The organism is Cutibacterium namnetense, from assembly GCF_001642025.1.
Classification (GTDB): Bacteria; Actinomycetota; Actinomycetes; order Propionibacteriales; family Propionibacteriaceae; genus Cutibacterium; species Cutibacterium namnetense.
In genome coordinates this window covers 600,225-625,520 of the sequence record NZ_LWHO01000001.1, presented here as the reverse complement: position 1 = coordinate 625,520, position 25,296 = coordinate 600,225, and the positions used below count along the sequence as shown (strand labels likewise).

General features: G+C 61.0%; 25 protein-coding genes and 2 tRNA genes. 4 read left to right on the top strand and 23 right to left on the bottom strand.

All coding sequences use genetic code 11. The features are described 5' to 3' along the window. Positions 1 to 356 precede the first annotated feature (356 nt). The gene (locus A5483_RS02790; RefSeq protein WP_042842967.1) at positions 357 to 1,196 is read left to right on the top strand and encodes a hypothetical protein; all 840 of its coding nucleotides are present in this window, start codon (positions 357 to 359) and stop codon (positions 1,194 to 1,196) included. Between the two features lie 142 nt (positions 1,197 to 1,338). Continuing rightward, positions 1,339 to 1,968 carry an NUDIX hydrolase gene (locus A5483_RS11155; protein WP_193790428.1) on the top strand — a complete coding sequence of 210 codons (630 nt, stop codon included), beginning with the start codon at positions 1,339 to 1,341 and terminating at the stop codon, positions 1,966 to 1,968. A gap of 87 nt (positions 1,969 to 2,055) precedes the next feature. On the opposite strand, the gene A5483_RS02780 is transcribed toward A5483_RS11155, so the two are convergent. The 10 genes from A5483_RS02780 to mfd form a co-directional block, all read right to left on the bottom strand. After that, the gene (locus A5483_RS02780) at positions 2,056 to 2,895 is read right to left on the bottom strand and encodes a Bax inhibitor-1/YccA family protein (RefSeq protein WP_002549637.1); all 840 of its coding nucleotides are present in this window, start codon (positions 2,893 to 2,895) and stop codon (positions 2,056 to 2,058) included. A gap of 146 nt (positions 2,896 to 3,041) precedes the next feature. Beyond that, positions 3,042 to 3,115 (bottom strand) — tRNA-Leu (locus tag A5483_RS02775). 10 nt (positions 3,116 to 3,125) lie between these two features. Further along, positions 3,126 to 4,058, bottom strand: coding sequence for a Ppx/GppA phosphatase family protein (locus tag A5483_RS02770; protein WP_063810921.1), 933 nt, complete (start codon positions 4,056 to 4,058; stop codon positions 3,126 to 3,128). Continuing rightward, on the bottom strand, positions 4,055 to 4,597 hold the full coding sequence (locus A5483_RS02765; RefSeq protein WP_063810920.1) for a DUF501 domain-containing protein: 543 nt from the start codon (positions 4,595 to 4,597) through the stop codon (positions 4,055 to 4,057). The genes A5483_RS02770 and A5483_RS02765 overlap by 4 nt, the downstream gene beginning before the upstream one ends. A 7-nt stretch (positions 4,598 to 4,604) precedes the next feature. Further along, on the bottom strand, positions 4,605 to 5,045 hold the full coding sequence (locus tag A5483_RS02760; protein ID WP_063810919.1) for an FtsB family cell division protein: 441 nt from the start codon (positions 5,043 to 5,045) through the stop codon (positions 4,605 to 4,607). Between the two features lie 299 nt (positions 5,046 to 5,344). After that, positions 5,345 to 6,625: a phosphopyruvate hydratase gene (gene eno / locus A5483_RS02755; protein ID WP_002549588.1), complete on the bottom strand. Its 1,281-nt coding sequence runs from the start codon at positions 6,623 to 6,625 to the stop codon at positions 5,345 to 5,347. 87 nt (positions 6,626 to 6,712) lie between these two features. Continuing rightward, positions 6,713 to 7,243, bottom strand: a complete 531-nt coding sequence (locus A5483_RS02750) for a hypothetical protein (RefSeq protein WP_063810918.1) — start codon at positions 7,241 to 7,243, stop codon at positions 6,713 to 6,715. Positions 7,244 to 7,357: 114 nt separating this feature from the next. Further along, positions 7,358 to 7,996 (bottom strand): nucleoside triphosphate pyrophosphohydrolase, encoded by a 639-nt coding sequence (locus tag A5483_RS02745; RefSeq protein WP_063810917.1) that lies wholly within the window; start codon positions 7,994 to 7,996, stop codon positions 7,358 to 7,360. Positions 7,997 to 8,004: 8 nt separating this feature from the next. Then, positions 8,005 to 8,520 (bottom strand): hypothetical protein, encoded by a 516-nt coding sequence (locus tag A5483_RS02740; RefSeq protein ID WP_063810916.1) that lies wholly within the window; start codon positions 8,518 to 8,520, stop codon positions 8,005 to 8,007. A 65-nt stretch (positions 8,521 to 8,585) separates the two neighbouring features. Continuing rightward, positions 8,586 to 12,179, bottom strand: a complete 3,594-nt coding sequence (gene mfd, locus A5483_RS02735) for a transcription-repair coupling factor (RefSeq protein ID WP_063810915.1) — start codon at positions 12,177 to 12,179, stop codon at positions 8,586 to 8,588. Positions 12,180 to 12,524: 345 nt separating this feature from the next. On the opposite strand from mfd, the gene A5483_RS02730 reads away from it, so the two are divergent. Continuing rightward, on the top strand, positions 12,525 to 13,580 hold the full coding sequence (locus tag A5483_RS02730; RefSeq protein WP_063810914.1) for a zinc-dependent alcohol dehydrogenase family protein: 1,056 nt from the start codon (positions 12,525 to 12,527) through the stop codon (positions 13,578 to 13,580). A gap of 215 nt (positions 13,581 to 13,795) precedes the next feature. On the opposite strand, the gene pth is transcribed toward A5483_RS02730, so the two are convergent. From pth to A5483_RS02690, 8 genes are all read right to left on the bottom strand, one after another. Further along, the gene (pth, locus tag A5483_RS02725; RefSeq protein ID WP_063810913.1) at positions 13,796 to 14,398 is read right to left on the bottom strand and encodes an aminoacyl-tRNA hydrolase; all 603 of its coding nucleotides are present in this window, start codon (positions 14,396 to 14,398) and stop codon (positions 13,796 to 13,798) included. Further along, a complete protein-coding gene (locus A5483_RS02720; RefSeq protein ID WP_063810912.1) occupies positions 14,395 to 15,012 on the bottom strand; it encodes a 50S ribosomal protein L25/general stress protein Ctc in 618 nt (205 codons plus the stop codon). Before A5483_RS02720 ends, pth begins: the two co-directional genes overlap by 4 nt. Positions 15,013 to 15,190: 178 nt before the next feature. After that, positions 15,191 to 15,805 carry a hypothetical protein gene (locus A5483_RS02715; RefSeq protein ID WP_063810911.1) on the bottom strand — a complete coding sequence of 205 codons (615 nt, stop codon included), beginning with the start codon at positions 15,803 to 15,805 and terminating at the stop codon, positions 15,191 to 15,193. Position 15,806: 1 nt separating this feature from the next. Then, complete coding sequence (locus A5483_RS02710; RefSeq protein ID WP_063810910.1) at positions 15,807 to 16,376, bottom strand: hypothetical protein; 570 nt, start codon at positions 16,374 to 16,376, stop codon at positions 15,807 to 15,809. A gap of 35 nt (positions 16,377 to 16,411) precedes the next feature. Further along, positions 16,412 to 17,689 (bottom strand): hypothetical protein, encoded by a 1,278-nt coding sequence (locus A5483_RS02705; RefSeq protein ID WP_063810909.1) that lies wholly within the window; start codon positions 17,687 to 17,689, stop codon positions 16,412 to 16,414. A 161-nt stretch (positions 17,690 to 17,850) separates the two neighbouring features. Beyond that, a complete protein-coding gene (locus tag A5483_RS02700) occupies positions 17,851 to 18,819 on the bottom strand; it encodes a ribose-phosphate diphosphokinase (protein WP_002549704.1) in 969 nt (322 codons plus the stop codon). Beyond that, entirely contained in the window at positions 18,816 to 20,114 is a 1,299-nt protein-coding gene (gene glmU / locus A5483_RS02695; protein WP_063810908.1) for a bifunctional UDP-N-acetylglucosamine diphosphorylase/glucosamine-1-phosphate N-acetyltransferase GlmU, read from the bottom strand. Before glmU ends, A5483_RS02700 begins: the two co-directional genes overlap by 4 nt. Positions 20,115 to 20,202: 88 nt before the next feature. Beyond that, positions 20,203 to 20,281: transfer RNA gene (locus tag A5483_RS02690), tRNA-Gln, on the bottom strand. A 133-nt stretch (positions 20,282 to 20,414) separates the two neighbouring features. Between A5483_RS02690 and A5483_RS02685 the strand changes: the two genes are divergently transcribed. Beyond that, the gene (locus A5483_RS02685; RefSeq protein WP_063810977.1) at positions 20,415 to 21,047 is read left to right on the top strand and encodes a TetR/AcrR family transcriptional regulator; all 633 of its coding nucleotides are present in this window, start codon (positions 20,415 to 20,417) and stop codon (positions 21,045 to 21,047) included. Here A5483_RS02685 and A5483_RS02680 read toward each other — a convergent pair. Genes A5483_RS02680 through rsmI form a run of 5 tightly spaced genes read right to left on the bottom strand, consistent with a single transcriptional unit; the run spans position 21,029 to position 25,215 of the window. Beyond that, positions 21,029 to 21,565 carry a MarR family winged helix-turn-helix transcriptional regulator gene (locus A5483_RS02680; RefSeq protein WP_063810907.1) on the bottom strand — a complete coding sequence of 179 codons (537 nt, stop codon included), beginning with the start codon at positions 21,563 to 21,565 and terminating at the stop codon, positions 21,029 to 21,031. The two genes, A5483_RS02685 and A5483_RS02680, sit on opposite strands and share 19 nt — an antisense overlap. Beyond that, positions 21,562 to 22,533: a 4-(cytidine 5'-diphospho)-2-C-methyl-D-erythritol kinase gene (locus A5483_RS02675; RefSeq protein WP_063810906.1), complete on the bottom strand. Its 972-nt coding sequence runs from the start codon at positions 22,531 to 22,533 to the stop codon at positions 21,562 to 21,564. Before A5483_RS02675 ends, A5483_RS02680 begins: the two co-directional genes overlap by 4 nt. Before the next feature lie 23 nt (positions 22,534 to 22,556). Then, positions 22,557 to 23,453 carry a 16S rRNA (adenine(1518)-N(6)/adenine(1519)-N(6))-dimethyltransferase RsmA gene (rsmA, locus tag A5483_RS02670; RefSeq protein ID WP_063810905.1) on the bottom strand — a complete coding sequence of 299 codons (897 nt, stop codon included), beginning with the start codon at positions 23,451 to 23,453 and terminating at the stop codon, positions 22,557 to 22,559. Beyond that, the gene (locus tag A5483_RS02665; protein WP_002549605.1) at positions 23,450 to 24,358 is read right to left on the bottom strand and encodes a TatD family hydrolase; all 909 of its coding nucleotides are present in this window, start codon (positions 24,356 to 24,358) and stop codon (positions 23,450 to 23,452) included. The genes rsmA and A5483_RS02665 overlap by 4 nt, the downstream gene beginning before the upstream one ends. Next, complete coding sequence (rsmI, locus tag A5483_RS02660) at positions 24,355 to 25,215, bottom strand: 16S rRNA (cytidine(1402)-2'-O)-methyltransferase (RefSeq protein ID WP_063810976.1); 861 nt, start codon at positions 25,213 to 25,215, stop codon at positions 24,355 to 24,357. Before rsmI ends, A5483_RS02665 begins: the two co-directional genes overlap by 4 nt. Positions 25,216 to 25,296 lie beyond the last annotated feature (81 nt).

Below are 25,296 nucleotides of genomic sequence, written 5' to 3'. Positions count from 1 at the left end.
GAAACCAACACTCACCGTCAAACCCGACAAGCATCAATCCCAATCCGGCCACCATCCGAAACCACCACAAGCAGCCCCTGACAGCTCGGAAAACACTACACACACCCCACCACCAATGCAAATCCGCCTAGATATCCGCCTAGATAGCCGTATCGCCACCTAGCCCCTGTCCCCGTCTCTGCCCCTTCCCGGGCCCGAACCAGCTGCCAGGTTCCTCATAGACTCACCTCGTGACGTGTCGAATAAGGTTCCATCAAACCGCGTGCGTGATCCTTAGCGTGGTCACGCTGTGTCTGTGCTCGTCATGCACCTCGACGGCTCCTACGACACCCTCAGACGAGCCAAGCCGAACTGCTTTGGTTCCGTCTTCCAAGGTCACGGCCTCGGCATCCCCGCTCGACGGCATTCATACCCGCGCGATCATCAATGAGCTCGTTGCGGCGTCCGGCAATGCTCCCATCACCAAAGTAGACATCACCAAGAGCGCACTCAGCATCACCGCTCAGATCGGTGGCTCCCCAACAGTCTGGACCTGGAAGAACGGCAAGATCGATTCGTCAGCAACCCAGAGCACCCAAACAGCGTCACGCCCCTTCGATCCCGACCACTTCGCCGTCGAGAAGATGCCCGCGATATTGAGCAAGGCTGCCGATATCTCTGGATCCCATATGAACCAGAACCTGCAGATCGTCGAATACAACCAAGGCACTGTCCTCATGACAGTCTCGACCAAGCCAGAGAGCCAGACCGTCTTCTTCCGGCCCGATGGATCTGCCATCAACCACATTGACTTCGCGTCGTGTCCGGGCATGGCTGAGGCGTTAAGTGATGCTGTCGCCGGCGCTAAGCACGTTAGCCAAGTTAGCTACCAGCCGGACAACGCCATCATGGTTGATACCCCGACGACGACACCTGGCATTGTCATGAGGAGAACCCGATCTGCCAACATGCCCGCATGGGCCGTGCAGCGCAAGGGGGATGCGTCCGCAACCTTCTCCCCTACCCTCCTGAACCCGTGCGTCATCGTCCGCATTATGAATCTCGCAGCTGTGAAGGCTGGTCAGAAGCCTTCCGACATGGGGTGGACCATTTCGCAGGACACGAAGCTTGGCGCGCCCGTCCTTCGCGTTGACATTGACGGTGTGACTAGGATGTTCAGCACCGACGGCGCCGACGTCACCGACAAGATTAAGTAGCCCCCCGGCTCCTCGACTAGCCCAGCCCATCAAGGAGCTAGACCGCTGGCTAGGCTCAAGGTGGTTGAATGAAAGTGTGCTCATCACCGCAGTCGGAACGCCAGGCAGTGGGCAGACCCATGCCTTCCACGTCCGTCACGGGATGAATCCGCACGTCGAATTGTGGCGTCACGGGCTCGTCGTCAGGGAGTACTTGTCAGCTGACCGCATCAATGATGAGATCGTCGTCACTGCCCACGTCGCACCGCGAACGTCCAGTTCCCGACCACCTCGCACCCGAAACGGGGTTCCTGACCTCTCTGACGACCGCCGGGCCGGCGAATCAATCCGGCCCTACCAACGTATTGCCGCCTACGCCGTCGTCCGGTCACGGCGAGGACTGCTAGGTACCGAGTGTTCTCCGCGCACCGCGGTCCCCGGTCTGTGGGCCCTGCCTGGAGGCGGCTTGGAGCCCGGTGAGTCTCCTGCTCAGGCAGTCACCCGAGAGATCATGGAAGAGTCTGGGCAGTGCGTTCGCCTTAACCGCATCATCGATCTGCAATCCGATCACTGGATCGGGCGCTCTCCCACTGGGGTACTGGAGGATTTCCATGCCCTGCGCATCATTTACTCGGCCACCAGCGAGAACCCCACCGATCCTTACGTCATTGACGTCGGTGGCACCACCCAGTCGGCTCAGTGGATCCCGCTATGGCGCTGGCGTCGACTGTCTTGGGGAGCCGCTACGCGAGTATGCCTCGAGGCCCATCTGCGCGGCGTCCCTAGCACCTGACAGTCCCCACTCCCCCACAGACATGACACCCCGCAGACATGACGAAGGGGCTTGGTCCTGATGCCCAAGCCCCTTCTGACGTAGACGTCACTCAGAACGGAAATAGCTGAGAATCCGTAGGATCTCGGTGTAGAGCCACACCATCGTCACAGCGATACCGAAGGCGGCACGCCAAGCCTCAGAGGCTGGAGCCTGGTTGCGCACCCCTTGCTCGGCGTAGTCAAAATCTACGACAAGGTTCATGGCGGCCAGCACCACACCCACCGCTGAGCACAAGATGCCGATAGGGCCAAAGCTGGCAACGCCAATGTTGATCCCACATAGCGTCAAAACGAGGTTGACGAGCATCGCAAGGGCAAAGCCAAAGGTTGAGATGACGATGATCTGACGGAATCGCGGCGTCACCTGGATGTTAAAGAACTTGTAGGCCGCCAGGGTCACCCCCGCAGCGGCGAAAGTACCCAAAACAGCCTGCACCACGATACCGGGATAGGTGGCCTCAAAGATGGCCGACAGAGAGCCAAGGACCAGCCCCTCACATATGCAGTAGAAGATGACGCCGCCAACCGGCACCGTGCGACGAGTACTGACGACCATCGCAGTAATGAACGCCGCAATCGACCCAACGACCAAAGCGGGACCACTCGCAACCGTTTTCGGCCCAATTAAGGTGAAGCTCGCAGCGCCAATAGCAGCAATGATCAGCAGAACCAGACCAGTACGGCCAAGGACGTCGTCGAAGGTCATCGCGCGCTCGGCATGCTGCTCCTGCGGGCTGCTGCCATTCGGCAAAGAGTCCCACTCGTTACCAGACCGCCCTGACATGCCGTACTGCGATTGATACCCCTGGCCTGCGTAAGCCGGCTGCCCGTAAGGATTGCCGCGCGGCTGAAAAGCCTCGGCTCGGCTAAAGACCGGGTTGGCCATGTGATCCTCCTGTGAAAACTATGGTGACGCCTACTTTAAACAACGCCGCGACGACGCGAAACCTTCCCCGTACCGCAGAACGAGCTTCTACCCGCAGCGACGACTGAGGTCGTACCCGCTGCGTAGCTGCTCGTGGCAAAGCTGAGTACCCCCGACGGGATTCGAACCCGCACTGGGACGGGTTTAAGCCGTCTGCCTCTGCCGGTTGGGCTACGGGGGCCAGGAGCAATTCAGCTCCCCTGCGCCAGCATGGCCAGCGCCATGCCGTCAAGGATATCTGTCTCCGAGACGACAAGCTTACCTGCCGTCGCATGGCGGCATATTTCATCAATGATAAGGGCACCTCCACACAACACTTCTGCACGGCGGCGCTTCAGCGGCCCCATCTGCTCGACCTCATCAACAGTAGACGACAACAGCTTGCCCGCCAGGTCGGAAATCTGGCCAACCGTCAGCACCGAACGATGAACCTTGGCGCGGTCATACTCCGTGAGGCCCTGCTCAATTGCGGACAGGCTCGTGACCGTACCCGCAACGCCAATAACGGTACGGGCGGCTGCAACGTCGACCGGGCAGGACGCCAGGGTTTCACGAACGTAGTTACGAGCGGCGTCGATCTGTTCGACGGTGGGCGGGTCGTCATGGAGGAAACGTTCACGCAGCCGTACCGACCCGATATTGATGCTCACCTGGGAGTCAATGCCAGTCCCTCGGCCCAACACCAGCTCCGTCGAGCCACCTCCACAATCGATAACAAGAACCGGCTCATCGCTCACCTGGACCCCAGACATCGCTCCAGCAAAGGACAATCTCGCCTCTTCTGTGCCGTCTATGACTTCCGCGTCCACACCCAGAGCTTGACGTACCCCCGCAAAGAAAGCATTGCGGTTGGAGACGTCGCGAGCGGCCGAGGTAGCAACAAAGCGCACCTGGCCACAATCATGCTGCTCAACCATCGCAGCAAAGGAGCGACAAGCGGCAAAAGTGCGCTCCAAAGCGTCGGGGCGAAAGGCTCCAGTAGCGTCAACCCCCTCGCCGAGCCTCACGAGTTCTAGTTCTCGTGCCTGCTCGACCAAACGCCCATCCGAACCGGCCGATGCAATGAGGAGGCGAATCGAATTCGTCCCGCAATCAATAGCTGCAACGGTGTGGTTGCCACTCATGCAGTTCTCCTATCCGACTCCGGCTCGTGATGCTCAGGGGCACATGGGCTGCACCAGAACTCTCCCAGCTCCGCAACGACCTCGTCGCCGAACGGGTTGACCCCCGGCCCGACAGCTAAAGCGTGTCCTGCTAGAGCGTGCAGACACTTCACGCGCGTCGGCATACCACCAGCGGAAACCCCATTGACCTCCGGAACCGGGTCAAGACCAGCCTCCTCACCGATCCGGGCGCGATCAGCAATGTAGGACTCATGGGCGCGCCGGTACTGGTCGGCAAGCTCCTCATCCTCACCGAGACGTTCCGTCATTCGAGTCATCAGCCCCGAAGACTCCAGGGTGCCGATGAGAGATGCAGCACGCGGACAAGTGAGGTAATAGGTCGTTGGGAAAGGGGTGCCGTTCGGCAACCGGGGCTCAGTAGCGATGACACCTGGCTTGCCGCAGCCACAGCGCCAGGCCACACCAGCGACTCCTCGTGGTTCGCGGCCCAGCTGGTCCCGGACGTCCTGACGGTCGTTCTCGGTGAATTCTTCGAGCATGGTCACCTCATCTATGAGAAGGGCTGGGCGAAGACAGCTTCGCTGAGGGCGTAGGCGTGATTATCACACCCGGAGTGGCACTGGGAGGAGCTGGATGATCAGCGTCTCGGACTGACCCCGCAGCCTGTCGCCACCAGTGGGCGTCAGCGCTGGCCACAGTCGCTGGGTCCTTCTCGTCCAAAGAAGTTGCCGAACCGATGACCTTGCCATTTTCCCCAATGACCTGATACCCAGTCTCGCCCGGCATCACCCAGCCGAGCTGGGAGCGCGCCTGAGCACGGACGTAGTCGGGATCGTGCCACCTCTTGACCTCGTCTTGAAGGGTCGAGATGGAAGCGCGTGTGCGGGCCTCGTCATCTTGGATCTGGGAGATCTGGGAACGCTGAGAGAAGTACAGACCCAAACTCGGCGTAATCATGACAAGCACCAGCAGAACCGCAGCGCCCATAACAACTGCCCTGAGGGTGAGTCCGAACCGGCGAGGCTGGCCACCCTCCTCGTGGGTAGCTCGATTACGAGGAGGCTCTGTGCGCGTAGTGCGCTCGTAATTTCCGCGGTTCCTCGGACCTGAGCGATTCGGCGAAGATACGCGCGCCCGCCCCCCGACCGGTCGCTGGGACCTTCCGAACGGACGGTGTCTGTTGCTTGGTGTAGTGGCCATCGTGATCCATCATGGCACGACCGCCCCGGAAACACCGGGACGGTCGTGCCATGTCAGGTGCTGTGGTCAGCACCTCGTAGCGTCAATCAGGCCTGGAAGCGCGGGAAAGCGGAAGCGCCGGCGTACTCGGCAGAGTCACCCAGCTCCTCCTCAATGCGCAGCAACTGGTTGTACTTGGCGATACGCTCGCCGCGGGCCGGGGCACCGGACTTAATCTGGCCGGTCGACAGCGCGACAGCGAGATCGGCGATAGTGGTGTCCTCGGTCTCACCAGAACGGTGCGACATCATGCAGCGGTAACCGTTGCGGTGGGCGAGCTCGACGGCGTCAATGGTCTCCGAGAGGGAGCCAATCTGGTTCACCTTGACGAGCAAGGCGTTGGCAGCCTTGGTCTCAATTCCCTTGGCGAGGCGCTTCGGATTGGTGACGAACAGGTCGTCGCCGACGATCTGGATCTTCTCGCCGAGCTTCTTTGTGAACTCGGTCCAACCGTCCCAATCTTCCTCGTCCAGCGGGTCCTCGATGGAGACCAGCGGGTACTTAGCGATGAGACCCTCGTAGTACTCGATCATCTCAGCCGAGGTCTTAGCCTGGCCCTCGAACGTGTACTTGCCGTCTTCGAAGAACTCGGAGGCAGCGACATCAAGAGCGAGGGCAACATCCTTACCAGGCTCGAAGCCGGCCGCCTTAATAGCGTCGATGATGAGGTCCAGGGCGGCAGCATTGCTGGGGAGGTTGGGGGCGAAACCGCCCTCATCCCCCAGACCGGTAGCCAAGCCCTTGTCCTTGAGGACCTTCTTGAGGGAGTGGTAGACGGCAGCGCCCCACTCATAAGCCTGCTTAAAGGACTCCGCGCCGATCGGGGCGATCATGAACTCTTGGATGTCAACGTCGGAATCGGCGTGGGCACCACCGTTGAGGATATTCATCATCGGGACGGGCAGCACGTGGGAGTTCGGTCCACCGAGGTACTGGTACAGCGGGAGCTCCGCAGAGTCAGCGGCGGCGTGAGCGGCAGCCAGGGAGACGCCGAGGATGGCGTTGGCACCCAACTTGCCCTTGTTGTCAGATCCGTCGAGCTCGATCATGATCTGGTCGATAATCCGCTGCTCGCTTGCGTCGCAGCCGAGTACCTCTTCAGCGATCTTCTCGTTGACGTTCTCGACAGCCTTGAGAACACCCTTGCCGGAGTAACGCTTCTTATCGCCGTCACGCAGCTCAACGGCCTCGAACTGACCGGTCGAGGCGCCCGAAGGAACCGCAGCGCGGGCCTGAGTGCCGTCGTCGAGGATCATCTCGACCTCAACGGTCGGGTTGCCGCGGGAATCGAGGATCTCACGGGCTTCGATGAATTCGATGGTTGCCATGGACCAACCTTTCAGAGAGGATCTTTGCGTCCATCCCAAAGCGTATCGAAGCCGACCAACTTGAGGTATCTCAGGGCTGCCCGTAGCTCAGTGGCGTTGGTTGTCCACTGCATTTTCAGTGATGACGAATTCATAGGTGACGTTCTCAGGCGCATCGACGTGTAGTTCGATCTGCCCGTTTTGCACCCGCTTGCCAACACTCAGATGTGCGAACCCTTCATGACACGGAGCCGATATCGTCGACTCGTCGTCTTCAGTGACGCTCATCAGCGCGTCGGGGGTATCACACAGAAAGTAGTAGTCGGTGACGGTGCCAGCGTTGACGACGAGGGTCTGGGACGTGGGTCCGGTAACGACGCGATCACTAATGATCCCAGTCACGCCAGGCAGAAATTCCTTCACACCGCCTCGCTGTGGGGTCGCCGTCGATTTGGCGTTCGGATTCACATCCTGCGAGGTCGGCTTGGGCCCAGGGGATTGACTCGTCGACGGCGCAGAAGCCGCGGGCGCATCCGATACTTGAGTGATGCCGGCCGGATCGTTCGCGCTGCCCTTACAACCAGACAGCGCGCCAAGGGTGACGACGGCGACAAACGTCGCTGCTAGGGTTCGCCGCATCGCACACCTCCTTAGTGCCTCCGACTACCGTACTGGTCTTGGCTACTCAGTCGGCCAGGCCACCGCCTCGACAACGGATGCCACAGCAATAAGCGGTGATAAACCGAGTATCGGTCAAGAAGTTCGGCACTCAGCCTTCCTGATCTCGCCTTCGAGATCTCGCAAACGATCTCGTAGCGCCTGGTCCGCGTCAATACCGCTTGCCTGGGCGCGAGCAATGAGAGTCAAAAGCTGATCACCAGTCTCCTCCGCAGTGATCGGCTCATCGGCCAGCTCGACGCCCACCCCACGAGTCCGCGCCCGTGAGATGACCTTGCCGCTGCGGGCCACGCTGGACAAAGAGTGGGCAATGCCGTCCAAACTGGAGGTACGTCCTTTGGCCACGGCCTTGCGGGCCTCCCACGCGGCGTCGAGGTCCTCAGGAACCTCTTCGTCCGAGAACACATAAGGGTGCCGGGCCACAAGCTTAGCGACGATCCCACCGACGACGTCGTTGATGTCGAAACGTCCCTCCTGCTCACCGATCCGGGAATGGAAGACGACCTGGAGTAGCAGATCCCCTAGCTCCTCGACGAGATCGTCATCGGTACCGGCCTCGATCGCGTCAATGACTTCTCCCATCTCCTCAACCAGGTAGGTCACCAGGGATCGATGCGTCTGGCTGCGATCCCACAGACACTCCTCACGCAACTTCGCCATCACCTTGACGAGATCGCTGAAGCTAGCCTTAGGCCGCGCGTGCTCAATCGCCATCGATGAGATCAGAAAGTCTTAGTGAAAGGTTGGGACAGGGACGAGCTACCTCGGAGGACTAAATTGCCAGCGTCCCAGGATCCTAGACGCGGGTTGGCCTTCACATCGACGGCGGACAAGTCAGCCTTCGCCTGCTTCTCACCCTCGAGGTCAAAAAGATGGAACAGTCCCGCGAAGCTACGAGCCATCGTGTGACAGACCCGATCGGAGGTGAGTGCCGTCATACCATTTCGAGCGACGATCTGATCGCGTTCGGTATCAGACAGCTTCGCTCCGTGCTTGTCCAGGACCTCCTGTGCAACAGCACCACGGATGACCGTCGAAGCGATGATCTGGCGCGGGGTGAGTTCCGAGGACGGGTTGATGAACTTCGAGCAATGCTCGACGGCATCGTCAACGGACTCCATGGCCACCGCCGTGTTCCCCACCGTGGCCGCAGTGCTCGGGGAACTCGAACACCCCGAAACCACGCCCACTAGGGCAACGGCCACCACAGCGGCACCGAGTCGTCGTCGCATCGTCATCACATCTCCTGCCACGAAAAACGAGGATACAGTCGGTTATTCTATGCCGCCCACGATTCTATGGCTCAGTCGGTTTGTCCGCGCTGGCCGGGGGTGTCGGTGACCAGAACGTTCGTCACTAGGTCAGTAGTCCACTGCAGTAACTCGGCACCGCCCAATGGTCGGCCTCCGATCTTTGCGGTCATGGGTTTAGGCACTAGCACCAGACCCGCCGTGTGCTTGACCACTGATCCCGGATACAACCTCTTGAGGCGCATTATCCGAGATTCCGGCAGATCCACCGGCGAAAACCGAATGTTACGTCCGGCTGGAACGACCTCGTGGATTCCTGCCTGTCGACATAGCAGGCGGAAACGCGCCACCCCCAGCAGGGCCTGGACGGGCTCAGGCATCGGTCCATAGCGGTCCACCAACTCGGATCCAATGGCGTCAACCTCCTCGTCGCTGCGTACCTCGGCCAGTCGCTTGTACATTTCGAGGCGTAGGCGTTCGGTTTCGACGTACTCAACCGGAAGGTTGGCGTCAACGGGAAGCTCGATACGCATCTCCGGCTCATCGGCAGCGGTACCGTCGCCACGGAATTCAGCGACGGCGTCACCTACCAGACGGATGTAGAGATCGAAGCCGACGTCGGCGATGTGCCCGGATTGCTCGCCACCGAGCAGGTTCCCGGCACCGCGGATCTCCAGATCCTTCATGGCGATGGCCATGCCGGCGCCCAGGTCGGTGTGGGCGGCCATCGTCGCCAAGCGGTCGTGAGCCGTCTGGGACAGTGGCTTGTCTGCCGGATATAAGAAATAGGCATAGCCGCGCTCCCGAGAGCGCCCTACCCGGCCACGCAGCTGGTGCAGCTGAGACAGACCCATAAGATCGGCACGATCGATGAGCAGGGTATTGGCAGTGGAGATGTCGATGCCCGACTCAACGATCGTCGTGCAGACCAGGACGTCAGCGCGACGCTCCCAGAAGTCCACCATGATCTGCTCGAGCTGTTTCTCATTCATCTGGCCGTGGGCAGTGACAATCCGTGCCTCCGGGACGAGTTCGCGCAACTTGGCAGCCGTCTTCTCGATGGACTGCACCCGGTTGTGGATGTAGAAGACCTGACCTTCACGGGCAAGCTCGCGCCGGATGGCCGCAACGACCTGACCCTCGTCATAGGGACCGGCGAACGTAAGTACCGGGTGGCGCTCCTCCGGCGGGGTGGCGATCGTACTCATCTCGCGGATTCCCGTTACCGCCATCTCCAGGGTGCGCGGGATCGGCGTAGCGCTCATAGCAAGCACATCAACGTTGACTCTCATGCGTTTGAGCGCCTCCTTGTGCTCGACGCCAAAACGCTGCTCCTCGTCGACGATGACCAAGCCGAGATCCTTGAATTCAACCTCCTTGCCCAACAGGCGATGGGTACCGACAACGACGTCGACGCTACCGCGTTTGAGCCCTTCTAAGGTTTCGCGGGCCTGGGCATCGGTCTGAAAACGAGACAGGGCCGCCACCTTGACGGGGAATCCAGCGTAACGCTCAGTGAAGGTCTGGAGATGCTGCTGCACCAGCAAAGTGGTGGGCACCAGTACCGCCACCTGCTTGCCATCTTGAACCGCCTTGAACGCAGCACGTACCGCGATCTCGGTTTTGCCGTAGCCGACGTCGCCACAGACCAGTCGATCCATCGGGACAACCTGCTCCATATCGTGCTTAACGTCGGCGATGGTGGTGAGCTGGTCGGGGGTCTCGACGTAGGCGAAGGCGTCCTCCAGCTCCCGCTGCCATGCAGTGTCAGGGCCAAATGCATGCCCCTTAGTGGCCTGCCGAGCAGCATAGAGCTTGATGAGCTCGGCGGCGATCTCGCGGACCGCCTTACGGGCGCGTGCTTTACGCTTGCGCCAGTCTCCCCCACCCATGCGGTCGAGACTGGGGGCATCCCCACCGACATAGCGGGTCACTTGATCCAGCGAGTTCACCGGGACAAAAAGGCGGTCGCCAGGCTGACCCTTCTTGGAGGGCGCGTACTCGATGACGAGATACTCACGAGTAGCACCGCCGACAGTGCGCTGCACCATCTCCACGTACCGTCCCACCCCGTGCTGCTCGTGGACAACGAGATCGCCCGACTTGAGCTCCAAGGGTTGGATCTGATTACGACGCCGTCGAGGCATACGACGCTCGCCGGTGCCGCCGAGGTCCTGGGACTCGGCGAGGTCACCGGTGGAGGCAACGAGCAACTTGAGGGACTCAGCCGCGAATCCATGACGCTGGTGCAATCGGACGACCTGAACACACGGCTCGCCGGCATCCGGGTCGAAATCCTCAACCATTCTGGCCGCGACATGGTGCTCCCCCAGCAGCTCAGTCATGCGCTTGGCCATGCCCTCGCCCTCGGCGCACAACAGGACCGTCCAGCCGTCGTCAAGACGAGTCGTCAGATCCTTGACGGCTGCCTCGACGTCACCGTGCCACGGCTCAATGGCCACTAGCTGGGGATTTACGGTTCGCGGGGCGCTGGTGACGGATCCGTCCACGGCGAGGGCGTCAGTTGCCGGGGCATCAAGGGTAAAGGACGACATCGACCACCACGCCATGCCGCGCTCCAGGCAATGCGATCTCACCTGGGCCAAGCTGCGATATCCCGAGGCAGCCAGGTCGATAGGAGCTTGTCCGCCCCCAGCAGCAGCTGCCCATCCAGCACCGAGGAACTCTTCGGAAGTGCGAACCAGATCCGCAGCACGAGAGCGCACCATTTCAGGATCCGATAAGACGACCATAGCGTGCTCAGGCAAGACGTCAACGAGCAATTCCATCTCGTCGACCAGGGCCGGCATGAGAGCCTCCATCCCCTCGACAGCTTGGCCGTTGCCAATCCGCTCCAGCATGTCAGCCAACTCGGGATGGTCGGACAGCAAGGCCCTGGCTCGGGAACGCACTTCCTCGGTAAGAATAAGCTCACGGCAAGGAGCGCAGATAAGTTCTTGGTGGGTCTCGTCGGTGGAACGCTGGTCGGCCACCGCAAAGGAGGTCATTTCCTCGATCTCGTCACCAAAGAAGTCGATACGGACCGGGTGTTCCAGCACCGGGGGAAAGACGTCGACGATACCGCCCCGCACTGCGAATTCGCCACGACGTTCCACCATGTCAACCCGGCTATAGGCGGCGTTGACGAGTTCAGCCGCCAGCTCGGTGAGGTCATGTTCCTCCCCTACTGCCAGACGCACCGGCTCAATGCGTCCCAGACCGGCAACCTGAGGCTGCAGCAAGGAGCGCACCGGGGCAACCACCACCTGTGGCACCTCGCCCTCTGTGCCACACAGCCGACGCAGCACCTCCATGCGCCGACCGACGGTGTCGGTACGCGGACTCAGACGTTCATGGGGCAGGGTCTCCCATGATGGGTAATAGCAGACAGCGTCGGCGCCGAGCCACGTCTCCAAGGTGGCAACCGACTCCTCGGCCTCCCGAAACGTGCTCGTCACTAGCAGTACTGGCAGACGCCCAGAGCCATCGAGCGAGCGGCCCAATATTGCGGCCACCGCCGGACGGGCAGAAGCTGCCACCTGGAGGTCAAGGGTAGGGGTGCGCCGGGTAAGAGCATCCTCCACCGCCTGGGAGAGCACCGGCTCGCGGGAAAGAAGAGAGGTCAATCCGCCAGAAGTCACCGACACAGTGTAGACGCCAGATGATCATCTGACCGATGAGCAAACTCGACAAAACACGATCACGCCAGTCGCCTCGGGCACCCATGCGAATCACTAGGGACTATGCAACCTCACTAATACGACGATCTCCACTCAACAAGCCCCAAATTATTATGACAGCGGCGGCATCAATCAGGTCATGTCGATTCCACGGCAACCACACCTAGAGCGCGGTATCCTGATATGGACGATTCTCCCAGGGCACCATCAACGACGCCATCAACATCGCGTGATTCCATCTGGGGGCATTGGACTCTTCCGGCGCAACGACTGCGACACGGAACCGTACGGAATTAAGAGAAAGCGCCAACAATGAAAGCAGCAGTAGTCGAACATTACAAGGAACCATTGATCGTCGAAAACGTAACCGAACCGACTCACGACCAGGACGGGGTCCTCGTCGAGGTGAAGGCCTGTGGCGTTTGCCGCAGCGACTGGCACGGCTGGCAAGGCGAGTGGCCAGGGTTTACCGGGGACTCGTTACCCCACATCTTCGGCCATGAATTCGTTGGCGAAATTAGTGAGATCGGTAGCAATGTCAGCCGTTATCACATCGGTGATCGGGTGATTGTCCCCTTCACATTGGGTTGCGGCCACTGCGGGTACTGCCGGAGCGGCCACTCTAATCTCTGCCCCGACGTATCCATGCCCGGTTTCAACTACAACGGCGGATTTGCGCAATACGTCGCCGTTCCCGACGCGGACGCTAATCTCGTAAAACTCCCGGACACCGTCGCCTTCACCGACGCTGCGGGTATGGGTTGCCGCCTCATGACCGCCTATCACGGTGTTGTTGAGGTTGGCCGAATCCATCCTGGCGACTGGCTGGTTGTCTATGGCGCAGGGGGCGTGGGCCTCTCGGCGACTCATATCGCCACAAGTGCAGGAGCAAACGTCATCACCGTCGATATCGCTGACGATAAACTTGAGTTGGCGCGCAAGGTCGGTGCCGTCGAGACCATCAATTCGCACGAGACCAATCCCGTGGAAGCAGTACGCGAGTTGACCGGTGGAGGGGCAGACAAGAGCATCGACGCTCTGGGAATCCCCGACACACTCCACGATGCCGTCAATTCTCTGCGATCTGGGGGAGTTCATATTCAGATTGGCATGACCCCAGAAGGGCCAGCGGGTGATGTACCGCTGACCATCAACGACATTGTCGCCAAAGAAATTGACTTCCGGGGTTCCTTCGGCATGCCCGCTGTCGAGTTCCGCTACTTGCTCAACCAGGTTGCCGCCGGCAAACTGCAGCCCGGCCAGCTCGTCACCAAAACCATCGCTCTGCAGGACGTGAACGACGCTCTCAACGCCATGTCCACCTACAACACGGTGGGGACCAGCGTTATCACTGACTTCACCCACTGAAGCAGACGTCCGTGGTTAGGCTCGCCATCCCGAGCCCAACCACGCTTGCATTGGTACAACCGCGCCCCTACCACCGGGATTTTGCCCGCTATAAAACTCAACGACACCGTCAAGCACGTCGTCCGGCTACAAATCGGGGTAAACCCTCAGCGATCTACTTGAGACCTTCAGCATTCGCTGAAGCGCGAAAGCCGTCGCTCATCAACCTAACGAAGTTAGGAATTGAAACGGTTTTGAGCCGCCGTCAGCCCTTGATTAATAATCGTCTCGACGGCATCGGCGGCCAACGTCACTTGAACATCCATGTCAGCACGTTGTCTGGCGGGCACTCGGGCCAACACCCAGTCAGCTGGATCCTGGTGCCCCGGAGGTCGTCCAACACCTACCCTCACCCGAATAAAATCGCCGGTACGCATATGAGCTCGAATGGACTTCAGCCCATTGTGGCCGTTGTCTCCGCCTCCCTTTTTGAGGCGCAGCCGACCCGGATCAAGATCAATTTCGTCATGAACGACGATGAGATGGTCAGGAGTGATTCCGGCAACGCTCGCGACCTTGCGGACGGCTATCCCCGACTCGTTCATATATGTTCGGCTGCGCATCAAAGTAACGGCCTGGGCATCCGCAGCCGGTACGCCCAGCCCGGCCGAGCTCACGCGAGTGCAAACGAGTTCCGCCTGCTGTCTGCGGGCCGGCGAGAGTTTCTCGCCGGCCCGCAGACATAACTCGGTCACGACGTCTGCCCCGACATTGTGTCGGGTGCCGTCATAACGCGGGCCCGGATTGCCGAGCCCGATCACGAGCCAAGATGGGCTCACTCTTTCGCAGCCTTGTCCTCGGACTCGCCCTCAGCGTCCTCCCCCTCGGACCCTTCATCTTCAACGGGCTCGGTCTCCGGGAACGCGACAGTGGCAGCAACATCCTCCGCGTCGCCCAGCAGGCTGGTGCCTTCGGGGAGCTTGAGGTCACCAAGATAGATAGTCGTGCCGGCCTCGAGGTCAGTAACGTCGATCTCAATAGCCTCAGGGATATTGAGGAGGTCAGCCTGGACCTCGATCTCGTTGAACTCGGTCATGGCGATGGTGCCGGGGGCCGACTCGCCGACGATACGCAGGGCCACGTTCACGTCAACCTTCTCGCCACGACGCACAGACAGCAGGTCGACGTGGCGGACAAATCCCTTGAGGACGTCACGCTGAACGTCTTTCGGCAGGGCGAGTATAGGCTTCTGACCCTCGATCTCAATCGAGAGCAGCGGGTTCTCGGTACGCAGAGCGAGCAAGGTGGCGTGGCCTTCAAGAGTCACGTGGATCGGATCGTGATCGTGGCCGTACATCACGGCGGGAACCTTGTCGTCACGACGGATACGACGCGCGGCACCCTTACCGAACTCGGTACGCTGCTCTGCTTTCAGGTGAATGATGTCTGCCATGGTGGCATCTCCTTCTCGTTGACGTAGTCCGGCTCGACGAGAGGAAGCCCAGGTAGGCGGCCAGTCGATCACGGACCTTGCGGTCCCTCGCCAAGCTTCCGGTAGTTTACTCGTACGACGCGAGGGCCACAACCTGGTAAACCCAGGTTGTGGCCCTCGCCGAACACGTTCAGACTACTCAGTCGATCGAGCCCTCAGATCTCAATTCGGCGTACCGGGACTCCGGATTAGTTCCCGAGAACGGCTTGCCGACGGCGTGCCAGGTGAGATCGGCCCCACAACTCACATTCTGGGCGTCGACATCCAGCATGATGAATCCCCAGACCAGGCGGCCATGGGTGTGCGGCGCAAGGTTGTAAGGCCCCACCTTCTGCGACAACTCCCATGACACCGTGTCGATGTAGTCGAAACCGTAGGACTGATTGAGATACGTGGCCAACGTGCCATCAGCCTTGATCTCAGCCTTGACTTCGGTGGTCTCACTACGCTTGACCGTGACGGTGTGGGTCACGGGCAGGACAGTGTCAGTAGTGTTTTCGACACTGGCCCCGTCGGTCTGTTTGAACCACCGACGAGACGCCGTGACGTACACGCCCCGCGTCCCCTGCGGTGTACAACGAGTGCCGGGCTTGTAGTTGTCGTTCCATCGCTGGGGCAACTCGAAATTAATCCCACTGTTCGACGGTTCCTCGACGGCAGCAGCGGGAACTGCTGAGAGCACGGTGGTCAACGCCACTGCTGCGGTCACCGTACCCATTACTGCACGCCGCAACACACTGATCCTCCTTAGCATCTCAAGCGTTGTACTGCGCATTGTCGCGAGTGCTGATCCTCACGTGGTGCTCACGCGGGAGGGTGGCGGTGAAGTGGTCACCGCGGCCCTGCCACTTCTTGTCGGGACCGCAGACGGTGTGCTGCCCCTCGAAGTCGGAGACGATCCAGCCGGCCTGCAGAACTGCAGTCTTGCCTGGAGCAACGTTGTAAGGACCGACAGTCTCCCCGACCTCATAGGTAGAAGAGGTGCTGTAGCTGCTGGAAATGGAGATGTGGATCACATCGAGCAGCGGGAAGTCGATGCCTGCCGAAATCGACCAGTTCTTCGTCTTAGTTTCCGTGATGGATCGCGTGACCGGCAGTGGGGTGTCGTTGTAGTTAGAGATAGTCCACGTCCCAGCAGAGCCATCAAAGTAGCTGCGCACCACGTGAACGGTCTGTCCAGTGTCACCAGGATTCGAGCAGGGGGCACCGATGGTGGTCGGGTTGGCGGGGTTTTGGTGCTGCACCGGCAAGGCCTGGGCGGGCATCTGGGCACCAGCGGCGACGATTGCCCCGGTGGCGAGAGTGGCAACGAATGAGCGAATCATTGTGGTTCCTTCCAAGACGCAGATGAGAATGGGAGTCAGCGGGTGGTCTGGGTAGGTACGGGAAGATGCTTCCACGCGTCCGGTGTTACGTCGACAGTGCGTTTGGCCCCGTCGGCACCGGTAATGGTGGCCTCAGCCCAGAATCCGGCAGGCGCGGAGGCCAGCTCGTAATGAGAGACGATAGATGCAACGCCGTTCTGACAGCCGACCTCGCGGTAGTTCACCCGACGTAGCAGGGTGCCGTATTCGACGTGAACCTTCTCCCCAGGAGCGAGATCGACACCCTTGAGCACGGTCTTAACGGGTAGATAAGCACGATAAATCGCCCCGACGGACTCCAGCCATCCGCGGGGTGGTCCGCCGGCGGCCGGATTCCAGTTCTCGTATCCGGCGAACTGAGCGCCCACGACGGTGTCGGTGACCGGAGTGAAATGGTACTGACCTTTGGACCAGTTGAGGAAGTCCTGGGAGTACCCCGGTTGGCGGATGAGCGGATCAATGCCGGAGATGTCTAGCGGGTACCAACCCCTCGCCGGACACCGTTGCCCTTGCTTAGGCCAGGAGGGATCGCGCCGTAGCGGGCTAGTAGGCTCTACCGGAACGTCCTTGCTGGGGTCGGCAAGTTTCTCCAGGTTCGGCCCGGCCATGCGAATGTCACGATCGTCAACGACTCGACTGTTCTTGCCTGATCCTCGCGACGGGATGGACAAGGCACGATCCGAAATGGAACCGTCCTTGTGGATGACAAGAGCGTAGGCGTATCGCTCGGCTGGCGCGGTGCCCTGAATGACACCAGCCCCACCGCTGGGCTGCAAATATCCGTCCCGGCATCCCAGGAACATGCCTACGAAGTTCTTGAGGGTGACCCCGTACTCAACTCGGAACGACTCTCCGGGGCCGAGCTTGACAGGTCCGAACGTCTCCTTGTCTTGCCACCCGTTGGAAGCAACAATCCCCAATTCGGTCTTGAGGGTGGTGTTCCACTTCGGGGGAAGCTTGGCTACTGAGTTGGAATCGATCTTGTGGTTGGTGGATGTCTTCACGCTGGCGGTGTAGTCGACGGCATGATCGGTTCGGTTCGTGAACTGCAGGGTTCCGTCAGACTGGTAGTGGCGGTTCGTCTCCCCGTAGTGCCAATCAGGGGTCACAGAACCACTGCACGGATGAAAAAGACCAGGAACTGGATATGCCTGCGGCTTGCTCGTTTCCCTAGTTCCTGCGGCGTGGGCCCCGCCCGTTGCAAAACCAGCCAGGGCAACCGCTGTCGCCACGGCCCCTGCGCAACAGGCCCTCACCGTCCTAATGGGCCACATATTCCCTCCAATCGAGGCAGGCCGAAGGTGCCACTCGAGGGGTATTGGAACAGCGCAACTCCGGCCAAGATCTGACCTTGACGAAAAGAAAGTATCAGGCGAAAGGGCCATTCGGACCGACGAGAAGGGGCGCGACGCTGCGCCCCCCAAAAAAGCTGACTTCAGCGGAACAGACTCGTCACAGACCCGTCCTCGAAGACCTCCTGGATCGCCTTAGCGATGAGCGGGGCGATGGACAGCAAGGTCATGGCAGGAATGTCAATGTCGTCGCGAATCTTGAGAGTGTTGGTGACGATGAGTTCCTCGATCGGGGAGTTATTGATGCGCTCAGCGGCGGGATCCGACAGAATCGGGTGGGTAGCTGCGGCGATAACTCGTTTGGCACCGTGCTTCTTGAGGGCTAAGGCAGCCTGGCACATCGTGCCTGCGGTGTCGACCATGTCGTCGACCAACAGACAGGTCTTACCCTCGACCTCACCGACAACCTCATGGGTGGTCGTCTCATTAGCCTTGCTTGGGTCACGACGCTTATGAATGATGGCCAGCTGGCAGCCGATCTTGTCGGTCCACATGTCAGCCAAGCGCACCCGTCCGGCGTCCGGGGAGACGACGACCATGTCGGAATTGTCATATTTAGAGACAACGTAGTCGGCAAGCACCGGAAGGGCCCACAAGTGGTCAACCGGACCATCGAAGAATCCCTGAATCTGGGCTGCGTGCAAATCGACTGACATGATGCGGTCGGCTCCGGCAGCCTGATAGAGGTCCGCCATGAGGCGGGCTGAAATGGGCTCGCGGCCCAGATGTTTCTTGTCCTGACGGGCGTAGGGATAGAACGGAGAAACCACGGTGATGCGCTTAGCCGAGGCCCTCTTGAGCGCATCAATCATGATGAGCTGCTCCATCATGGCTTCGTTCACCGGGGCGCTGTGGGATTGGATGACGAAGGCGTCGCAGCCGCGCACAGATTCCTGGAACTGCACGTAAATCTCCGAGTTCGCGTACGTAACCTGACGCGACGGGACAAGCTCGACGCCGAGCTCGGCAGCAATCTGCTCAGCAAGTTCGGGATAGGCCCGTCCTGAGCAGATCACGAGATGCTTGTTGTTCGGACGGGTGGTTCCACTCACTGGTCAGCCTCCGGGTTCGGGGTGTCGTCTTGGCTGTCGGACGTGCTGTCCGAGTCGGTGGCGGGAGCTGCACACTCCCGGGAGAGGATGGATCCCGCAACGACGGAGGATCCTGCGGCTACTTCGGAATCGCCAACGTAGGCCAGGTGGGGAATGGCCGCTTCGGTTGCGACGTGGGTGTTCTTGGTCTCGACGAAGGCTCCAACTTTGGCGTCACGATCGAGTACAGAGCCAGGACGGATATTGGAGAACGGGCCAACCCGCACTCCCTCACCGACAACCGCAAGGGTGACCTCAGAACGGGTGACGGTGGCCCCCTCACGTATCTCCGAGTCGGTAACGGTGGCCTCCGGGCCAACCGTGGCCCCAGCACCAACAGTAGTGGCCCCGCTGAGGAAAACCCCAGGGTACAAAGTGACGTCATTGGCAAGGTCAACATCCGGCTGGATCCACGTCGAAATGGGGTCAACGACGGTGACCCCAGCGCGCATCCATCCAGTGACGATACGGCGATTAACCTCAGCGTTCATACGGGCTAACTGAACCCGGTCGTTAACCCCTTCAGTCTGCCACACGTCATCGATACGGAAGGCACCAACGCGACCGCGGCCAGGAACCTCGACCGTGCCGTCAGCAGCCATGGTGACGACGTCGGTGAGGTAATACTCACCCTGAACGTTGTCGTTAGAAAGTTTGGAAACGCCATCGCGCAAGGCTTCGGCATCGAAAACATAAATACCGGAATTGATCTCACGGACGGCTCGCTGGACCTCGTCGGCGTCTTTATGCTCGACGATGCCCACGACAGCTTCTCCGTCACGCAGGATGCGTCCGTAACCCGTGGGGTCCTCAACTTCGGCCGTCAGAACGGTCACAAGGTTGCGGCGCTCACGGTGGACCGCAACCATCTGCTGGAGGGTCTGCCCGGTGAGCATGGGGACGTCACCGTAGGTGACGACGACCTCACCGTGGAGCTCGCCTAATCCTTGGAGACCGCACGCGACAGCGTGACCAGTACCCTTCTGCTCAGCCTGGACGGCGGTGGTGACGTCGGGGGCATCTTCAGCAAGATGAGCCTCGACCTGCTCGCGACGATGCCCCACGACCACGACGAGATGTTCCGGGCTAAGTCCGCGAGCTGCCCCGACCGCCCACGACAGCATTGGCCGACCAGCAACCTCGTGCAACAACTTAGACTTCGTCGACTTCATACGAGTGCCGCCGCCGGCAGCCAACACGATGACGGCGGCCACTCCGTCGATCTCGGTTCGGTCAGTGGACGGGCTCGGCGTCACGGTGCTCCCCCAGGTTCGGATGCGGCATGCAAGATTTACTCTAGCCGTCACTCGGCTGCATCGCACTGTGGGGAGCACGATGAGCGAGCTCCCCGGGCAGGAGTCGAACCTGCGTCGCTAGTCCTGATTCAAAGTCAGGCGGGCCCTGCCGACAGACCAACCGGGGAACGCTCGGCGAACCGAGTCCCCATAACCATAGAGCATGCATCGCGATTCGGCCATGCGGCGACGCCCAGTAGGCTCAATATCATGCCGTCGGAGTTCGCCTCCCAGCCGTCATCCCCGCGCCGCCGGGCGCGGATGACCAGTGGCCAACGTCGTGAACAGCTCATCGTCGTGGCGCGTCGCCTCTTCGCGGACAATGGCGTGGCGGGGACCTCCGTCGAGGAGATCGCCGCCGCCGCGGGAGTCTCCAAACCAGTCATCTACGAGCATTTTGGGTCTAAGGATGGGCTGTACGCCGTCGTGGTAGACCGCGAGGTGCGCCACCTGCAAGATTCTCTCAATGCCGCCATGGCCCGCCCAAGGCAAGGCCCAAAACGCACCCTCGAGTCAGCAGTACTGGCCTTGCTGGACTACATCGATGACCGTTCAGACGGTTTTCGGATCATCTCGCGAGACTCCTCGGTCGGTTCAACCACCGGCTCGTACGCGTCAATTCTCTCCGACGTCGCGTCATGGGCTGAGGGGATACTCGCCGACAACTTTGACCGTCACGGATTCGACGCCTCGTACTCCTACCTGTATGCCCAAGCTCTTACCGGCATGGTTGGCATGACCGGGCAGGCCTGGCTCGATAGCCGTGAACCAGCCAAGGAAGTCGTTGCTGCCCACCTGGTTGACCTGGCTTTCAACGGGCTTGCTCGTCTCTCGGAGAGCCCACGTCTCAGCCGTCACGCCCAAAGAGAAAACCCTCAATCCAATTCTTCTTGACGGGCCAGCACGGCGCGCAAACCTTGACCCACCTGTTCGACAACCTGGGCATCCATTGACTCGAGCAAGCGCCCCTCAGACTCCAGCAATGCCGCTAGGGCTCCATCAACCCGCTCGCACCCCTCATCGGTAAGTTCGACGATAACTCCACGCCCGTCCCTGGGATGGGGAAGACGACGCACCAGTCCGCGATCTGAAAGCCGTGTGATGCGGTTCGTCATCGTCCCCGATGCCACCTCAAGCTCGCTGAGGAGTTGGCCTGGGCTGAGCTGGTATGGCTCACCAGAGCGTCGCAGCGCAGCTAGCACATCGAATTCCCAGCCTTCAAGGTCCCACTGCGAGAACGCTTTGGCGCGATCACGGTCCAGACGACGGGCGAGCCTCGTGACGCGCGACCACACCTCCATCACCTCGACGGGCAGGTCAGGCCGCTCCCTAGCCCACGCCGCAATGATGCCGTCCACCGGGTCTTTGCGCAGCGAGCTCTGGTGCGAAGCGTTGCGATGTAAGTCCGTCATGCGAAGCTCCCCACCGGCCCAGGCAGGAGTTGCGCTCCCACCGCTGGACCGCGGGCAGTTCGGGTGCGATGGACCTGAGGCAGATTGGATACAGCAGCACTGACCTTCTTGGCGCCAGCGGTGTCCCGGACGAGGAAGGCGCAGGTCGGCCCCGATCCAGAAACCACAGCAGCCAGCGCGCCAGCCTCCCGCCCCACTGTCAGCACCTGTTCAAGTTCGGGCCGAAGATCAATGGCAGCGGCCTGTAAGTCATTGCTCAGGCTGGCAGCGACAGCATCAAGATCACCGCGGGTTAAGGCCGAAATGAGATCATTGGGCACCGCTTCTCCCCCAGGGTTACCGCCCAACTCATCGAAACGTCGGTAGACAGCCGGGGTGGACAGCCCCTGATTTGACGTCGCAAATACCCAGCAATGACGCCCTCGACAAATCACTGGTGCAAGACGGTCTCCTCGGCCTCGCCCTAGAGCCACTCCACCGGTAAGGCAGAAGGGCACGTCAGAGCCGAGCTGGGCAGCTAACGGTTGCAATTCCTCAGGGGAATCGGTGGCCCGGCACAGCGCAGCCGCGGCCATGAGGGCGCCCGCAGCGTCAGCCGATCCGCCAGCCATTCCACCCGCAACCGGAATCGACTTATCGATATGAATGTCGATGCCATGGCCGCGTTGCCCCCATCCTGACGCGAATTCCTCACGAACGAGTTCCACAGCCCGCCAGGCCAAGTTCGTTTCGTCAGTGGGAACCTGATCGGCGTCCGCTCCCGAGACAGTGAGGGTGATGCGCGAATCCTCGCGACGAGTCACCGTCACTTCGTCGTAAATACCGATAGCCTCGAACACAGTTGCCAGTGGGTGAAACCCGTCGGGGGCAAGGCTGCCAACCCCGAGCGCCAAATTGACCTTGGCGCTGACCCGCACCGTCACGGTCGTCGGCCGGAGCAAGTCGAACGGATCGTCCATCATCACCATGTGCTTACCGTACCGGCAGAAGTTCACACCTGACTTGGATCGGCGAGGATACCCGCCTGGGCTAGGGACTCCGAGACGCGGGCCAGATCGCCAATGTCGAGGGCTTCGCCGCGCACCGTCGGATCAATTCCTGCGGCAGTGATGAGCTCGGCAGCCGCCGTCGATCCACCGCATAGCCCGGCTAGGGCCGAGCGCAGCATTTTGCGGCGAGCGGCGAAGGCCGCGTCGACAACCCGGAAAACTTGAGAGCGGGTGGCGCGCGGGTCCCGTCCATCGACCTGGGGAGGACGTCGTCTCGTAATCCGAACCAACCCAGATTCCACATTAGGTACTGGCCAGAAGACCGTCGGGGGAACGTTTCCGACCCGCTTCGCCTCGGCGTACCATGCCAACTTGGCGCTGGGAACCCCATAGATCTTGGAACCGGGAGCGGCTACCAGCCGGTCGGCCACCTCCGACTGCACCATGACGACGCCGGTGCTCCACTGCGGGCAGACCGCCAGCATGTGCAGCAACACCGGGACCGCGACGTTATACGGCAAATTCGCCACCAAGGCGGTAGGTTGCGGGCCAGGGACGGCCTGGACGTCAAGGGCGTCGGACACGACGACTTCCAACCTATCTGCAGCATCCGGCATCCGCTCAGCGACAGTATGGGGAAGCTGGCTGGCCAGCACCTCGTCGATCTCAACGGCGATGACCTCCGCACCGGTCTCCAACAGCCCCAAGGTGAGCGACCCCAGTCCAGGACCGACCTCGATAACTCGGTCCTCAGCACCCACCTGTGCCAAGGAGACTATCCGGCGCACCGTGTTGGCGTCGTGGACGAAATTTTGTCCTCGAGCCTTCGTCGGTCGCAGACCGATCTGATCAGCAATGCGTCGGATCGACGCCGGATTGAGCAGGCCGGTCTCACTCACCAGGCACCTCCGTAGGCAGCAAAAGCATTATCGGTTAGTTGTTGGCAGGCACGGGCCTCATCCCACCCACGCTGTTTGGCGATGAAACGTACCGTGTGAGGCAGCAGGTACGGCCCGTTGCGCTTACCTCGCCGCGGGGCGGGAGTAAGGAAAGGCGCATCAGTCTCTACCAGGATGTGATGATCTGGCGCGATTGCCAGGGCATCGCGCTGCGGGCCGGCCGAGTTGAAAGTGATGGTCCCGGAAAACGATAGGTACGCCCCGTGATCCAAGCAGATCCGGGCCAGGTCAGCGTCACACGAATAGCAGTGCATGATAACCCGATCGGGCCAGCCTTCCGCATTGAGGATGTCGATGACGTCATCGTGAGCCTGACGGCCCAAGGTCGACCCGTCGCCCTCACCACCATTACGGGCATCGCGCATGTGGATCGCCAGGGTGAGATTATGGGTATGGGCCATGGCGATATGGGCGGCAAAGACCTCGCGCTGCAAGGCCTGACCGTCGGCGTCGATGGTCCCAAAATGGTCAATACCGGTTTCACCGATGGCGCGGACGTGGTTGCCGACGCCGGCAAGCTCGTCAATCCGCTTCAAGGCATCGCCTATCTTTTTCCTGCCGAGACGGGCAGCGTCGTTGGGATGGATGGCGACCGCAGCGATAATGTTCTTGTGCGTCCGCGCTAGCTCCTCAGCGAACTCGGACCCCTCGACGTCACACCCAATCTGAGCGATGCGGGTCACCCCGACCTCACGGGCGGCCGCCAAGCTGATAGCCGGTTCGATGCCGACGATGTCATTCACGGTGTCCAAGTGGGTATGGGAGTCCACAATGGAACCCGCCAGCGGCTCGGGCAGGGGCGGTGCTCCGGCATCTCCCAGCACCTCACGGATGGCTTCGTTCACGATTCCTCCTTGTCGGTGGCCAAAGCCTGCTGCGCGACGTCGTAGAGTTCGTGGCGGTCGACTCCGGTGGCGCGGGCCACCTGGGCGACGGCTTTAGATCGTTTGAGGCCGTCAGCGGTGAGCTGTGCGACCATTTCAGCAGCCTCGTCAATGCTGACGATGGTGCCCTGGGCTCCCTCAAGGACAACCGTGATCTCCCCGCGGGCATGCTCACGGGCCCACTCAGCCAACTCCCCCAAGCCGCCGCGGCGAACCTCCTCGTGAGTCTTCGTCAATTCCCGGCACACCGCAGCCCGTCGATCGACACCAAGGATCTCGGCGGCGTCGTCAAGAAGATCAGCGAGCCGATGCGGAGCCTCATAGAGAACTACGGTGCGTGGCTCCTCAGCCAGCTCGCCCAACCGACGACGCCTCTCCCCCGGTTTGCGCGGCAGAAACCCTTCGAAACAGAACCGGTTAGTGGGTAGCCCGGAGATGGCTAGGGCGGTCGTGACGGCGGTTGGCCCGGGCACTGAGGTGACGACGATGCCGTGCTCAATAGCCGCGATGACAAGTCGGTACCCTGGGTCTGAAACCGAAGGCATCCCCGCATCAGTAGCCACGACGACATCGTCGCCGTCGAGAAGACAGTCGATGAGTTCGGACGTGCGCGCGGTCTCGTTGCCTTCGAAGTAGGACACCACGCGGGCGGAAGTCTCGACGTCGAGGCGGCGCAGCAGGTCACGCAGCCGACGGGTGTCCTCGGCGGCAATGATGCGGGCATCCCGCAGGGTCTCGATGAGGGCAGGCGAGGCGCTACGACGGTCGCCTATCGGGGTGCCTGCCAGGATGACTCGTCCCGGTTGTGTCTTGCTCACCGAGCTATCGTCCCACGGCGGACCGACCATGACGTCCGACCAACCCTTTATCATGGCACTGTGCCAGCAACGAGAAGATCC

Bases quoted from the DNA above. Each gene is read 5' to 3' on its own strand.
- A5483_RS02745 (WP_063810917.1), bottom strand. From the start codon at position 7,996: ATGGCGATTGAGCACGCGCGGCCTAAGGCTAGCTTCAGCGATCTCGTC.
- A5483_RS02750 (WP_063810918.1), bottom strand. From the start codon at position 7,243: ATGCGGCGAACCCTAGCAGCGACGTTTGTCGCCGTCGTCACCCTTGGC.
- A5483_RS02675 (WP_063810906.1), bottom strand. From the start codon at position 22,533: ATGGTGATGATGGACGATCCGTTCGACTTGCTCCGGCCGACGACCGTG.
- A5483_RS02780 (WP_002549637.1), bottom strand. From the start codon at position 2,895: ATGGCCAACCCGGTCTTTAGCCGAGCCGAGGCTTTTCAGCCGCGCGGC.
- A5483_RS02730 (WP_063810914.1), top strand. From the start codon at position 12,525: ATGAAAGCAGCAGTAGTCGAACATTACAAGGAACCATTGATCGTCGAA.
- A5483_RS02710 (WP_063810910.1), bottom strand. From the start codon at position 16,376: ATGATTCGCTCATTCGTTGCCACTCTCGCCACCGGGGCAATCGTCGCC.
- A5483_RS02685 (WP_063810977.1), top strand. From the start codon at position 20,415: ATGACCAGTGGCCAACGTCGTGAACAGCTCATCGTCGTGGCGCGTCGC.
- eno (WP_002549588.1), bottom strand. From the start codon at position 6,625: ATGGCAACCATCGAATTCATCGAAGCCCGTGAGATCCTCGATTCCCGC.
- A5483_RS11155 (WP_193790428.1), top strand. From the start codon at position 1,339: ATGAATCCGCACGTCGAATTGTGGCGTCACGGGCTCGTCGTCAGGGAG.
- A5483_RS02740 (WP_063810916.1), bottom strand. From the start codon at position 8,520: ATGACGATGCGACGACGACTCGGTGCCGCTGTGGTGGCCGTTGCCCTA.
- A5483_RS02715 (WP_063810911.1), bottom strand. From the start codon at position 15,805: ATGCTAAGGAGGATCAGTGTGTTGCGGCGTGCAGTAATGGGTACGGTG.
- A5483_RS02720 (WP_063810912.1), bottom strand. From the start codon at position 15,012: ATGGCAGACATCATTCACCTGAAAGCAGAGCAGCGTACCGAGTTCGGT.
- A5483_RS02760 (WP_063810919.1), bottom strand. From the start codon at position 5,045: ATGGGCGCTGCGGTTCTGCTGGTGCTTGTCATGATTACGCCGAGTTTG.
- A5483_RS02770 (WP_063810921.1), bottom strand. From the start codon at position 4,058: ATGAGTGGCAACCACACCGTTGCAGCTATTGATTGCGGGACGAATTCG.
- A5483_RS02765 (WP_063810920.1), bottom strand. From the start codon at position 4,597: ATGCTCGAAGAATTCACCGAGAACGACCGTCAGGACGTCCGGGACCAG.
- A5483_RS02705 (WP_063810909.1), bottom strand. From the start codon at position 17,689: ATGTGGCCCATTAGGACGGTGAGGGCCTGTTGCGCAGGGGCCGTGGCG.
- A5483_RS02680 (WP_063810907.1), bottom strand. From the start codon at position 21,565: ATGACGGACTTACATCGCAACGCTTCGCACCAGAGCTCGCTGCGCAAA.